The organism is Bacillus sp. SRL543, assembly GCF_984799205.1.
In genome coordinates this window covers 610,209-623,123 of record NZ_OZ481794.1, presented here as the reverse complement: position 1 = coordinate 623,123, position 12,915 = coordinate 610,209, and the positions used below count along the sequence as shown (strand labels likewise).

The 12,915-nt window shown below is 44.6% G+C and carries 12 protein-coding genes; 1 reads left to right on the top strand and 11 read right to left on the bottom strand.

What is annotated here, in order from left to right; genetic code table 11:
- Positions 1-36: 36 nt before the first annotated feature.
- Both AC4E8B_RS03320 and modA read right to left on the bottom strand, forming a co-directional pair.
- Positions 37-612, bottom strand: a complete 576-nt coding sequence (locus tag AC4E8B_RS03320) for a YdhK family protein (protein ID WP_490217012.1) — start codon at positions 610-612, stop codon at positions 37-39.
- Positions 613-767: 155 nt separating this feature from the next.
- Positions 768-1,565, bottom strand: coding sequence for a molybdate ABC transporter substrate-binding protein (gene modA, locus AC4E8B_RS03315; RefSeq protein ID WP_490217011.1), 798 nt, complete (start codon positions 1,563-1,565; stop codon positions 768-770).
- A gap of 226 nt (positions 1,566-1,791) precedes the next feature.
- Here modA and AC4E8B_RS03310 point away from each other — a divergent pair, with 226 nt between their 5' ends.
- Positions 1,792-2,217 (top strand): DUF3995 domain-containing protein, encoded by a 426-nt coding sequence (locus AC4E8B_RS03310; RefSeq protein WP_490217010.1) that lies wholly within the window; start codon positions 1,792-1,794, stop codon positions 2,215-2,217.
- 86 nt (positions 2,218-2,303) lie between these two features.
- On the opposite strand, the gene AC4E8B_RS03305 is transcribed toward AC4E8B_RS03310, so the two are convergent.
- The 9 genes from AC4E8B_RS03305 to AC4E8B_RS03265 all read right to left on the bottom strand — a co-directional run bounded on the left by AC4E8B_RS03305 (position 2,304) and on the right by AC4E8B_RS03265 (position 12,816).
- Positions 2,304-3,443: a hypothetical protein gene (locus AC4E8B_RS03305; RefSeq protein ID WP_490217009.1), complete on the bottom strand. Its 1,140-nt coding sequence runs from the start codon at positions 3,441-3,443 to the stop codon at positions 2,304-2,306.
- 179 nt (positions 3,444-3,622) lie between these two features.
- Complete coding sequence (locus AC4E8B_RS03300; RefSeq protein ID WP_490217008.1) at positions 3,623-4,417, bottom strand: SDR family NAD(P)-dependent oxidoreductase; 795 nt, start codon at positions 4,415-4,417, stop codon at positions 3,623-3,625.
- A gap of 42 nt (positions 4,418-4,459) precedes the next feature.
- Positions 4,460-5,473, bottom strand: a complete 1,014-nt coding sequence (locus tag AC4E8B_RS03295) for a helix-turn-helix domain-containing protein (protein WP_490217007.1) — start codon at positions 5,471-5,473, stop codon at positions 4,460-4,462.
- 333 nt (positions 5,474-5,806) lie between these two features.
- Positions 5,807-6,913 (bottom strand): glycosyltransferase, encoded by a 1,107-nt coding sequence (locus AC4E8B_RS03290; RefSeq protein ID WP_490217006.1) that lies wholly within the window; start codon positions 6,911-6,913, stop codon positions 5,807-5,809.
- Positions 6,914-6,967: 54 nt separating this feature from the next.
- The gene (locus tag AC4E8B_RS03285; RefSeq protein ID WP_490217005.1) at positions 6,968-8,494 is read right to left on the bottom strand and encodes a phytoene desaturase family protein; all 1,527 of its coding nucleotides are present in this window, start codon (positions 8,492-8,494) and stop codon (positions 6,968-6,970) included.
- Between the two features lie 32 nt (positions 8,495-8,526).
- The gene (locus tag AC4E8B_RS03280) at positions 8,527-9,012 is read right to left on the bottom strand and encodes a glycosyl-4,4'-diaponeurosporenoate acyltransferase CrtO family protein (RefSeq protein WP_490217004.1); all 486 of its coding nucleotides are present in this window, start codon (positions 9,010-9,012) and stop codon (positions 8,527-8,529) included.
- A 31-nt stretch (positions 9,013-9,043) separates the two neighbouring features.
- Positions 9,044-10,441, bottom strand: a complete 1,398-nt coding sequence (locus tag AC4E8B_RS03275; protein WP_490217003.1) for an aldehyde dehydrogenase family protein — start codon at positions 10,439-10,441, stop codon at positions 9,044-9,046.
- Positions 10,434-11,930, bottom strand: a complete 1,497-nt coding sequence (locus tag AC4E8B_RS03270; protein WP_490217002.1) for a phytoene desaturase family protein — start codon at positions 11,928-11,930, stop codon at positions 10,434-10,436. The genes AC4E8B_RS03275 and AC4E8B_RS03270 overlap by 8 nt, the downstream gene beginning before the upstream one ends.
- A complete protein-coding gene (locus tag AC4E8B_RS03265; RefSeq protein WP_490217001.1) occupies positions 11,920-12,816 on the bottom strand; it encodes a phytoene/squalene synthase family protein in 897 nt (298 codons plus the stop codon). Before AC4E8B_RS03265 ends, AC4E8B_RS03270 begins: the two co-directional genes overlap by 11 nt.
- Between the last annotated feature and the right edge of the window lie 99 nt (positions 12,817-12,915).

The window sequence follows — 12,915 nt, the reverse complement described above, 5'->3', positions numbered from 1 at the left end:
TCAAAAAAAGAGCCAAGGGACCTGTCCCCTTGGCTTCTATTTCGCTGAAAGCTCGTCACCTGTAACCCACTGGTGATTTTTTACTTTTTCTCCGCCTGTTGTCGGCGTGAAATCAACCATATAAACAGTCGTTCTTTCTGCTGAATCAATTGTGGCTTTTGCACCTTTCATTCCTTCCATATGCTTCACGTTTAAAGTGACTTCATCTCCCACTTTATATGGAGAATCTCCAGCATCTTTTATATCCTCTTGGATTATCCACTTATGATTCTCCACTTTTTCTCCACCAGTTGTTGGCGTGTAAGAAACGGCATAAACCGTAGTATCATAGGCACCGGAAATTTCTGCTTCAGCACCTCCCATTCCTTCCATATGGCCGGCTTCTAATATAACTGTGCTTCCGACTGGATATGTGGGATTATCTGCTTCTTTTAACCCTTCAGGCACTTCCCCGGAACTAGAATGGTTCATTTCCGAATGCTCGGAATGATCATTCTGTCCCTCTTCAGCTTCGTTATTGTGATTCTCTGTGCTGGAATCATTGCCACAGCCGCTTAAGCCAATAACTGCAGCAAGACTAAGAACACCAATTAGTTTTTTCTTCATCCCCATTCACTCCCCAATATTATTAGCTGTTATATATTATACCCCCATATGGTATAAATAAATATAAGAATTATGAATTATTTTGAACTGAATTGTCCTGTCTTCCATATAAAAAAAGCCGCCTGATCTGGCAGCTGAATACAAAAGTCCCCATGCACAATTCATTTCAAACTCTTAAACCCATGCTTTTCAAAAATCTTCATTGACGTTTCATTCTGCAGATAATCGTAAAACAAATGGGCTTCTTCCGGATGGGCACTATCCTTGATCACACCCACGGGATAAATAATGGGAGCATGGGCATCCTCTTCCGCAGTTGCTGCGATTTTTACCTTTTGCGAAACCATGGCATCTGTTTTATAGACGATGCCTCCGTCAACATTGTTCGTTTCTACATATGTAAGGACCTGCCTGACATCCTTCGCGTATACAACTTTGCCTTCAATAGATTCCCAAACATTTAAATATTCCAGTGTATCTTTGGCATATTGTCCTGCTGGTACAGAGTCAGGGGTGCCAATTGAGATACTACCTGCATTAGCCAGGTCTTCAAACGATTGAATGTTTTTATCCGAATTCTTTGGCACGACCAGCACCAGGTTATTTCCGACAAGATCCAGTCCATCAGCAGTATCAATTACCCCATCCTCTGCCAGTTTATCGAATTTGTCTTCTGCCGCTGAGAAAAAAACATCAACCGGTGCTCCTTGGGATATTTGCTGTTGGAGCGCCCCTGAACCCCCAAAGTTAAAGTTGACTATTACATCAGAATGTTTTTTTTCAAAAGAGGCTTTTATATCATTCAAAGCATCTTGAAGGCTTGCCGCTGCAGAAACCGTCAATTCCACTTTCTTTTCACTGCCGCCCTCTTGTCCATCCTTAGCTTCATTACCCGAACACCCTGCCATCACAGCAAAAAGCAGCAGTGCATTAAAGAAAAAAACAAATCGCCTTTTCACATCTTTCTTCCTTTCCAACTAAACATAACTATTCATACATAATCATAACTAGTTATGGCTGCAAATTAAAGCCATAGGGACAGGTCCCTCGGCCCAAAAAAGCCAAGGGACCTGTCCCCTTGGTTCTTCCTCCGCAAAATTTGTGCTGAATTGAGAAATAAATAAGTATAATTATGATACGGCAATTTAGTTCCGGAGAATCATAACATACAGAAGAGGTGGTCTCTTGGTACAGGCTTTAATAAGTATAACGTCTCTAATATTTATCATTATTGGTATATTACATGTTTTTTGGGCATTTGGAGGCAAATGGGGAGTAAATATGGCTCTTCCAACTAAGGATGATAGTCAATTGCCAGTTTTACAGCCAAGAGTGGCAGGCACACTTTTTGTCGGGCTGCTTTGCTTTTTTGCATCTATACTTCTACTGGTTCAAGTCGATTGGATCACAATCATCAAACCTTCCCCTCTTTCAAAATGGCTTTGCATAGCTGGAGGAACTGTTTTCCTGCTGCGCGCTATTGGAGAAGGCAGATATGTAGGCTTTTTCAAGAAAATCAAACATACCAGATTTGCAAAACAAGACACCGCCCTCTATTCACCACTTTGCCTATGGATCAGCCTTAGTTTTTTTCTGGCATCATTTATATAAAAAGGCCATGGGGACAAAGGCCATGGGGACAGGTCCCCTGGCCCAGTTTCAAAAAGAGCCAAGGGACCTGTCCCCTTGGCTCACTACTAAGAAAACACTTTAACATAAAAAGCAAATTCATAAAGCCTTCGCTCGAGGAGCTGCATACCAGCCGTATTAATGCTCATAACGAATGTGTATGTTCCAGGAGACAGATCTGGAAGCAAGTAACTGGCTGAAGGGCTTATTGTTGTACTCTTTGAAGTGATATCCCTTTTAAAAACCTCGTTTGAAAAAACAGTCTCTGTTCGAACGCCTCCTAAACCAATTCCTCCTAAGCCAAGAATACCTTCATAAGAATAATAATTTGCTATAGAGTCAGAAATAAATTCCATTCTAAAGAATCCTGTAAGCTCAACCGTTGTATTTTTTGTCAGAGTTATTGGAGGATTAAGAGGAATATCAAGAATTTCACGTACTCCTCCAGGCAAAGTTAAATTTGCATTACGGACAATTTGGCTTCTTGTAGTCAATAAAGCTGCAGGCCCTTGTGGTCCCTGATTTCCTTGCGGCCCTTGATCTCCTTGAGGCCCTTGAACTCCCTGCGGCCCCTGTTCTCCTTGCAGCCCTTGAACTCCCTGCGGCCCCTGCTCTCCTTGAGGCCCTTGAACTCCCTGCGGTCCCTGTTCTCCTTGCAGCCCTTGATCTCCCTGCGGCCCTTGTTCTCCTTGCAGCCCTTGATCTCCCTGCGGCCCTTGAACTCCTTGCAGCCCTTGTTCTCCCTGCGGCCCTTGAACTCCTTGCAGCCCTTGTTCTCCCTTTGGTCCTTGAACTCCCTGCGGCCCTTGATCCCCTTGTGTGCCTTGATCTCCTTGAGGTCCTTGCTGGCCCTGCTCCGATCCCAGAAGCTCAGAGGAAACAAGGCGGTGCACACCCATTAATACTCCGTTATTATTTTTCCCCCAAACTGAGATTTCTGTTTCCTCTTCACCTGAGCCGTTTGTAGTAAAAACAAATTCAAATGCATTCAGACTGGCAAAATAATCTTTATTAATCACCTGGTTTGGCATTAAAGAAAATAATTCCTGCACATACAATGTTCTGGATCCCTCTAACGTATATCCCTGAACTTTTACTGTTGCTGGGTTAACAGCATTTCTGTTCACAAATCGGATTGTCAGCTTCACCGTGGCCCGGGTACCGTTTACTAGATTATTGTCTATAGGACCTGTTGATAAAATCCGCACTGTACAAACCACCCCTTCTGCTATAGCGTCCTATTCCTAATTTTCGCCTCTAAGAACTTGTTGTTATCATATGCAGAATTTTAGGGGTGGACTGGACAATGAGATGCCATGGGGACAGGTCCCTCGGCCCAGTTTCAAAAAGAGCCAAGGGACCTGTCCCCTTGGCTCTACCCTTGGCTCTAATAAATAGTTGGCACCATTCCTCCATCCATACGGATAGGGGACCCCTTAAACGCATTGGCATAGGGGCTGCATACAAAGGCAGCTAGTCGTCCTATTTCTATTGGTCTGATAAATCGCTGTAACTCGGATTGAGGTAAGTTTAGATTCATAAATTTTTTCTCTTTATCCGGGAAACTCATATCCTCATCCGGGTAAATCCCCTCAATTATTTGTTGCACATTTTCAGAGAGTGTTGGCCCTGGCATTATGGTATTGACTGTGACTTCCGTACCTTTTGTTAATTTAGATAAGCTTTTAGATAATGATAATAACATTGATTTTGTCATGCAATATTGGGGCATCTGTCCAGAAGGCATAACCGCTTCCTCACTGGCAATAAAGATAATACGGCCAAAGCCATGGTTCAGCATTTTCGGTAAATAATATTTAGATAATCCATTTGCGGCAAGAACATTAGTCCGGAAGTACTTTTCCCAAACCTCATCGTCAACATCCTTATATTTCATAATTTCGTAAATACCCATATTGTTAACCAGAATGTCAATATTGGGGTACTTTCTAAACAAGGCTTCTCTTTGGTTGCGATCCACTATGTCGGCTGTTGCATTCGCGGGAGAGGTATCCGGAAAATCCAACTTCATTTCAGTCACCATTCGTTCTACCTCTTCGTCGTTTCTTCCATTAATCAGTACATTAACACCTTCTTTGGCAAGTTCAATAGCAATTGCTTTCCCAATGCCTCTGGTGGATCCTGTAACTAAAGCCGTTTTATTTTTTAGACCCATGTCCATAAATTTTCCCCCTGTATGTATTTTCGTGTTAAGAAGACAAGGTTAGAGTAGTGAGTTTGCCCCCATATGTTCATTACGCCAATTTGAAGGTGTATCTCCTTCCCAAAGGCGAAAGGCACGGTAGAACGCATTTTGATCTTCGTAGCCAACCAGGAACGCCACTTCTTTAATATCTATTGAAGGGTTTGATAGGTATTCCCGCGCCTGATTATGCCGAACTTCTGCCAGCAGATGATTGAACCTTGTACCTTCTTCCGTTAGCCGGCGCTGTAAGGTACGATTACTCATTCCCAGTTCGCTCGCGACAGTATGAATGTTGGGGCGCCCATCTGCTAAGCTGCGTCCAATGATCCACTTAACCACTTCGGTGTTTGAGCGGCTGCGCTGCTCTTCGTTCAATGATTTATCCAATACAGGCGTCAAAGCTTCCAGCAATTCTAAGTTATACGATACAAAAGGGAGGTCCAGATCTTTTCGATGCAGGGTTAACCGGTTTCTGTCTGCTCCAATTCGGATACTGCAGCCGAAATAAGCTTCAAGCGCGTTTACATTGCCCATTGGGTGCGAAAATTCAACGAATCTTGCAGTCAATGGTTTACCTGTGCCTCGTCTCCCTAACTCTATAAGAAACGATAATGTAATGCCTACCAGCATTGGAGGACCAGTTTCACCGGTATGCTGCCATTCCAAATCGATATGACAATACTCGCCTTCCTCAGTGACACGTAAGCTTTCGGGAGGACACAGCTGCTTATACCGGACCATTCGGTTAAGTGCATCGCGGTAATCACGAGCATGGTAGGTCGCTAAAATTGCCGGTGGATAATGCGAAGTCTCAAATACTGTAGTAAGTTTGATGATCCCTTTCGCAATGTCGTCAACCATGTCTGAATATGCCTGCCAGATTGCAAAATATTGAGCAGCAGTAACAACTGGTTCATTCAAGAGAGTGAGGGGCACCCGTGCTTTTCGAACCACATCTTGTGCGGAAATCCCTAATTGCTGTAATCCAGTCCAAAACCCTGCCGGCATTTTTATCCTGGTAAGAGATGTCATAATCGTCCCTCCTTTAGCCATCTGCACATTTGCAAAATTAATTACCGTTGCAGCTTGTTTAACAGAACAAATATTATATTACCATCCTTAACCTGCCCTGTGACTAGCCAATGGCGACATTCCACTTGCAAACTGCGTCAAATTTCACACCATTGATCAATAGTGTAAAATTCGAATTGCAGGTCACTCGGCCCACCTCAAAAAGAACCAAGTGACCTGTCCCCTTGGTTCGTTGATGGATATACCCGGCACACAAAAAGAGCCAAGGGGTCTGTCCCCCTGGCCCACCCCTGGCCCAGCCTCAAAAAGAGCCAAGGTACCTGTCCCCCTGGCTCAAACCTTGATCTTACGCCCCTTCCACTTTACTGAATGGAATATGTTGACGCGGATGAAGGAGTAGAGATAGATTCCTGCGAAGAACAGGAACAGTACGGGATAGAAGGGGAAGATTGCCCATTTGAAGTTGCCGACCCTGCGGGCAAACCATGCTGTTTGTATACTATAGAGGATATATAATATTCCACTGGATATCACGGCTGCAGGGTTCCATTCAGTTATGGAAGAGATCAATGCTCCGGCTGCGATGAAACTGCCGGAGATCCAGAAGATGACCATGAGCATGACGGCTGGATGTGTGGACTTGCTGCCGACGGCAAAGCTTTTGCACCAGCCTTCTATGAGGCTTTCCAAGCCTTCCGGGTACATGCGCAAAGAGATGATTCCTTTGCCGCCGAGGCAGCGGACCGGGAGTTCATGCTCAAGGAATGCTTCTCCCAGTGCCAGATCATCCATGATGGCTCCCTCGATTTTTTTATGCCCTCCGCTCAAAAAGTAATCGTCCCTATTGCAAAGAATGCATGGACCGAACGAGCCGGCGGTTTTAAACTTCGATCCCCAGATTGTAAACAAATTCATCCCCACTACGACGATGATATTGAATACAACGGAGAGATGTTCATACAAACGATCAACTGTATGAAAGGGCTGTAATGCCACAATGCCCCTTGCTCCCTTGCCCTGATAAAAATGCAGCAGATTTTTCAGCCCATCCACACTGGTGAATCTGGTATCTGCGTCTAAAAATAATAACCAGTTTCCTTTGGCCTGCTCAGCACCCTGCCAGCAGGCCGATGACTTTCCTGACCCTTCATTCTGCAGAACCCTGGCACCATAGCTATCCGCAACAGCCCTGGTATTGTCCGATGAATCGTCATCAACGACCAGAATTTCAAAGTGCCTAAAGCGCTGTTCCTGCAATGATTGCAATAACGGCGAGATTCTGCCTTCTTCATTTCTGGCAGGAATGATGATGGACAGAAACGGAAGACCGGCCGTCTGCCTGGAGGAGAAGCCGGGAACCGGCAAAGACCAGAACATAATCATGCCAACTATAAACGCCAGTAATCCAATAGCGAGATTAATACCTTCTGCAGCTGTCATAAAAACTGCCTCCTTCCTCTGCGTGCCACAGCTTTTATGACTCCCGGCCAGCCATTATTTGGCTGAATAGTCATAGAGATTGCCTGTATCGTCCTGTATCAGTTCCTGTGCGGTGATCCGGGCGGATAGCAGCACAATTGGGACACCGGCACCCGGATGTGTGCTGCTTCCCGTAAAGTATAAATTTTCACAATGGGTGGCCTTGCTTTGCGGGCGGTAATGGTTGCTTTGTTTCAGGATTGGCTGCAAACCGAACGTGGCGCCATTGTAGGCATTGAACTTCGAGTCAAAATCCATTGGTGTTGTATGCGTTTCGGTGACAATTTCATTTTCTACGTTTTCAAAACCGCGGATTTTCTTTAATTCACTTAAAATGTAACTGCGATAATAAGAAATGGTTTCCTCATTCCATTCATAGTTTGCTGTAGCTTTATCGGAGACGGGCATCAGGATATAGAGCCCATCTTTCCCCTCGGGTGCAAGAGAGGGGTCCATTTTTGAAGCGATGTATACATAAAAGGAGGCATTCGTCAGTTTTTTTCCGGCGAAAATATCATCCAGATTCTGATTAAGGTTTTCGTTGAAAATAAAATTATGTACATGGTCGATTTCATCATATTTCCGGTCCATGCCGAGATATAAAAGAAAACATGAACAAGAGTATTTCATGCTGTCGATTTTTTTATCGGTATATTTCCCTTTGGCTGCCTTGTCTTTCACCAGATGCTTCATCGCATATGGGAAGTCTGCATTGCAGACAACATAATCCGAGGAAACCTTCTGGCCATCCACGGTAATTCCATCTGCCTTGCCATTTTGAATGGATATTTCCTGCACATCCCTGCCATAGTGAATGGTTCCGCCAAGTTCCCCGAAGAGCCTCTCCATGGCTAAGGCCATCGTATACATACCGCCTTTAATAAACCATACTCCATATAAAAATTGAATCATAGGGATCATGGTGTAAAAAGAAGGGCTTTTAAGAGGGGAAATGCCGATGTACAATGTTTGAAAACTGATCAGCTGTTTCAGCCTTTCATTTTTAATATATTTTCCTATGAAAGTCTCGGCAGTGTCGTATGGTTTTAGTTTCAAGGCTTTCTTCAGCATCGGGAGATTATAAAAATCAGACCTTTTGCGGAACGGCCTTTGAAGAATATGGTGCTTCGCGATGACAAAGCGTTTGTAAATTTCCTGCAGATACTGAAAAAAACCTGCTGTGTCTTCTTCGCTGATCGATTCAATCGTCTTTGTCAATTCGGTAAGATCAGAGGAGATATCAAAAGGCTTGTCGGGAATATCACTGAAATAAGCCCGGTAAATCGGATCCAATTTTTCCATCGGAATATAATCATCAGGATTGCGGCCGCACATTTCGAATAGTTCCTGATATAAATCCGGCATCATGACGATGCTTGGGCCCAGATCAAATTTATAGCCATCCAGTTCAATCCGGTTCATTTTGCCTCCGGGCGTCTCTCCTTTTTCATATATCTCCACCTGGTATCCTGCATGCTGCAGCCTGATGGCAGTTGCAAGCCCGGCTACACCCGCGCCAATGACAATCACTTTCTTACTCATGTAAATCCCTCATTTCCAAACTATATTCCGCTTCATCTTTTAGCAAGACCAGAAGCAATGCTAGTCATGCGCCCCCGATTGTAGCGCTGAACCACAATAATGGGAAGGTTGAAACCGAGGGCATACAGAATCATTGCCCAGCCCGCCCCTGCCGGATTCCACAAGAAGAACAGCGGAGCAGGCAGGATGGAAAGCCAATGCGTCAATTCAGCGCGCTTTGTTTCCGCGGCAAAGATTGCCAAGTCCCTCGGCCCGATGCCATGCAGCTCCTTTTTACTGTATCCTTTTTTGAGAAAAATCGTGCCGTCTATCAGATAGCCTTTCCATTTTTTCACCCGGAATAAACGCTGCCACAATTCACCTGACTTTTCCCAGGAGAAAATCCGAAACCAGAAAGTGTCTGTTAAAAACCAGGATAAAGGCAGCTTCAGGCAAATGGCCGAAATGGATAGATGAAAAAATGCCCATGCAAGTACATCAATGACCATGATCCAATGGAACGGAAGTGAAGCAATCATGATAAAACTCCTTATTATGATGAGGCTTCTATTAGAGCAGCCACTTTCTTAACTTTTTCAAAGCTTTCATATTTGTATCAGAATATGGCGGGAATTTACCTTGAAAATGGATGTAATGATGTGTTTGGTATTCTGTTTTTTCATAACTGAACGCCAGAAAACCAGCTTTGCCGTGATAAGCTCCGTATCCGCTTCTTCCCACCCCGCCAAATGCGATATGGGGACTAGCAGCATGATGGATCACTCTATTGACGCTGATGGTTGGTGACCGCATATGTTCCTTGAACAGCTGGATGTCTTCCTTGTTCTTACTGAAAATATATCCTGTAAGTGCATCACGCTGTATCCTGCCGCTGGATAATAGCGTTCTTAAGTCTGTATAAGGAATGACGGGAAGGACCGGGCCGAATATTTCTTCCTCCAGGATCGGACTCCCCGGTTCTATATCCGTTACCACGGTCGGGGCAATGAACCTGTCGTTTCTATCATGCGAACCGCCATGCCGGACATCTCCCTGCCGGATGAACTCAACCACCTTCTGAAAATGTGCATCAGTACAGATCCGGCCATAATCGCCGTTTTTCTGGGGCTGCCCGCCATAGAAAGCAGTAACCGCTGCAGAAATTTCATTCAGCGTTTTTTCATAAACGGACTCATGGACAAAAAGGGTGTCTGGTGCAATACAGGTTTGTCCTGCATTCAGGAACTTGCCCCAGACAATTTCCCTGATGGCGGCTTTTGAAAACCCTGATTCATCCATGATGCACGGATTTTTCCCGCCGAGTTCGAGTATCACCGGAGTAAGCTGCCTGGCTGCCTCCTCTGCCACAATTTTCCCTGTCTGTCCGCTGCCTGTAAAAAAAATCAGGTCAAATGGGGCTTCAGTCAACTGCCCCGCGGTCTTTGCATCTCCGGTCACAACGAGCAGCTGTTCGGAAGGAAATGCATCATTGATGATTTTTTTCAGCAGGTCAGCTGTTGCCGGCGCGTGTTCAGATGGTTTGATTACGCAGCGGTTCCCGGCGGCTATTGCGCCAATGGCAGGCATCAGGGAAAGCTGGAGCGGATAATTCCACGAACCGATAATGAGTACACTTCCATAGGGGTGCCGCTTTCTTTTAACAGATTCGACATATCCCATTTTAAGATAGCGGGACCGGGATGGCCGGTCCCATTTTGCTATATGCTTGCATACATGATCGATTTCGTTCAATAAGACGGCAATTTCAGATGAAAAAGATTCGAATGCAGGTTTTCCCAAATCTGCATGAAGAGCCCTGATAAATGCCTCTTCATGTTCCTCAATGATGGTTTTCAGCTTTGAAAGCTGTTTTTTGCGCGCTTCAAGTGAAGGGCTCCCCGCGGAAAACAGATCCTCCCTCTGCCTTTCCGGCAAAGATTTAAGGGAAATGCTGTGATTGTCAGGCACGGGATGAATCCCTCTGGACAATTTTCTTGCCTACAAGCTGGCCGCTTAAGGTGACCATGGGCATCCCGCCGCCTGGGTTCACGGTTCCGCCGACAAAATATAGATTGTTATAGCGTTCACTCTGCTTCGGGTGCTTGAATCCTTTATTTTTCTTGCGGTCTGATACTGTTCCATAAATGGCACCGCGGTCAGAGCCATACATTTTCCGGATATCTTCCGGTGTCCATACATCCTTTGTGACAATATTTTCCCGCAGACCGTGCAGACCCATTCTTTCCAGTTTGATGAGGACCTTCTCAGCGAATTGTTCATAGTCCTGCTGTGTAAACGGCTTCTGGTCCCGGATATAGGGAATATGGGGCAGCACTTTAATATTTTCATGTCCTTCAGGTGCCTGCGACGGATCTGTTTTGTTGACGTTGACTAAATAAATGACCGGGTCTTCCGGCAATTCATGTTTATGGAAAATCGATTGCATTTGCTGTTTCATATTTTCGGCGAAAAAGAAATTATGATGGCGCAGCTGCGGATAGCTCTTTTTCACGCCCAAATGCATAACGAGGCCGGAACTGGCCGGCTCGAATTTCTTTTTTAATTTTTTCACATAAGAGCTGTCTTCCTCCAATAATCGTTCATAGACCGGTATGACTTCCATATTGGAAACAAAGTAATCTGCTGTCAGCATTGTTCCGTCTTCCAAAACAGCTCCTGTAATTTCGCCGTCCTTTTTTTCAAGCTTGGCGATCTGTGTGCCGAGATGGAATTCGACACCGACTTCTTCAGCCAGCTTCACGAGGCCGCCCGCGAGATTGTGCAGACCGCCGGGTACATACCAAACCCCCTGGTCATGCTGCATGTAAATCATCATATTCAAAACGGCCGGTGCATCGTAAGGGGACGAACCTACATACTTGATAAAATAGGAAAGCATATCGCGGAACTGGTCATTGCTGATGCGCTTATCAATGGCTCCATGCACCGTAGAAAACAGGTCAAAGTTCCTCAAGGCAGCGAACAGGCCTGTATGTTTCATGATTTCCCTCGTCGTATCAACGCCATGCTGGAAATAGGTTTTATCTGTCAGATCATAAATTCTTTTCGAATAGTCAAGCAGATTTTGATATTCACGCATATCTTTTTCATTCAGGGATGCGTTTTTCTCTTGCATTTCCTTCAGGTCTTCATATAAATCTATGACATTTCCATCAGGGAAAAAAGAGCGCCATTGATGATCCAGTTTTTCAATCGGGACATAGTCCTTCATGGATTTCCCGCTGGCAGCAAACAATTTTTCGAATATCTGCGGCATCGTCAGGATGGATGGACCCAGATCAAATCCAAATCCATCCTGATCCAGCCGGTTCAGCTTTCCTCCAATGTGATGATTTTTTTCATATAAGGAGACATTGTATCCGGCTTGGGCAAGTGAAATCGCAGCAGACAGCCCGCCGAGTCCGCCTCCGATGACTAGTACGGTTTTATTTTTCAACTGTTAATGCATCTCCTTCCCGCAAATCAAAGGCGCTTTTCACTGCAGCATTGATTTGGGCCATTTTTTCTTTTGTTACAAAGTTCCGTTTGTTCAGGCATTGATATCCACTGTTCCGCACAGCATCAAGTATGCCTCTGTAAACGTGGGCAGAAAGATAGACGGGTATCCGGCTGTCCTCATCCAGCAGGTTTATGTTGTATAAAAACTTGTTATATAATGATTCGGCATGTGCAGCAAGTTTCTCCCATAGATTAATGAAATTCTCATTGATCATGCCTTTATGTAAATCATCCTGTGAGTATTGAAAATGGCTTAGTTCATCTTTGGGCAGATAGATGCGGTTTTTTTCACGATAATCCTCGCCAATATCACGCAGGATATTCGTTATTTGCATGGCCACGCCAAGATCTGTCACGGATGAATGCAAATCCGCTGAAGATTTTGAAGCGATTACAGGGAGAAGCATTAAACCGACAGACCCGGCTACATAGTAACTGTATCTTTCCAGTTCCTCCATTGTGTTCGGGGCTGTAAATGTTAAATCCATGGATTGCCCGGTCAGCTGGTCATAAAAGGGGCTGATATCCATATCATACGTATTAAATACTTGTCTGAGAGCGCGCCATAACGGTTTGTCCAATTCAGCATGATCTTTGAACAAGTCAAGTTCTTTCTTTAGTTTTTTCAGAAGCTGAACCTTTTTCTTGGATGAATGTTTTCCATCTGCACATTCATCTGCGGTCCTGCAAAAAGCATAGATGGCATATACGGCATTCGCTTTTTCACGAGGGAGCTGTGAAAAAGCATAGTAAAAGCTTTTGGAATGTTTTTTTATGATTTTTTCACAATAATCAAAGTCCGCTCGCATTTGCTCTTTGTCCATATTCATCTCCTTCGGATCTATTTCCAGATCATTGAAATATGTAAACCGCCGATTGTCTATGTTTCTGCTGCCAAGTCTGCAGCCTTAAAATTATTTTAT

What these genes read in the sequence shown, in the direction of transcription:
- AC4E8B_RS03285 (WP_490217005.1), bottom strand. Translation starts at nt 8,494, where the DNA reads ATGAGTAAGAAAGTGATTGTCATTGGCGCGGGTGTAGCCGGGCTTGCA.
- AC4E8B_RS03320 (WP_490217012.1), bottom strand. Translation starts at nt 612, where the DNA reads ATGGGGATGAAGAAAAAACTAATTGGTGTTCTTAGTCTTGCTGCAGTT.
- AC4E8B_RS03280 (WP_490217004.1), bottom strand. Translation starts at nt 9,012, where the DNA reads ATGATTGCTTCACTTCCGTTCCATTGGATCATGGTCATTGATGTACTT.
- AC4E8B_RS03290 (WP_490217006.1), bottom strand. Translation starts at nt 6,913, where the DNA reads ATGACAGCTGCAGAAGGTATTAATCTCGCTATTGGATTACTGGCGTTT.
- AC4E8B_RS03295 (WP_490217007.1), bottom strand. Translation starts at nt 5,473, where the DNA reads ATGACATCTCTTACCAGGATAAAAATGCCGGCAGGGTTTTGGACTGGA.
- AC4E8B_RS03300 (WP_490217008.1), bottom strand. Translation starts at nt 4,417, where the DNA reads ATGGACATGGGTCTAAAAAATAAAACGGCTTTAGTTACAGGATCCACC.
- AC4E8B_RS03265 (WP_490217001.1), bottom strand. Translation starts at nt 12,816, where the DNA reads ATGGACAAAGAGCAAATGCGAGCGGACTTTGATTATTGTGAAAAAATC.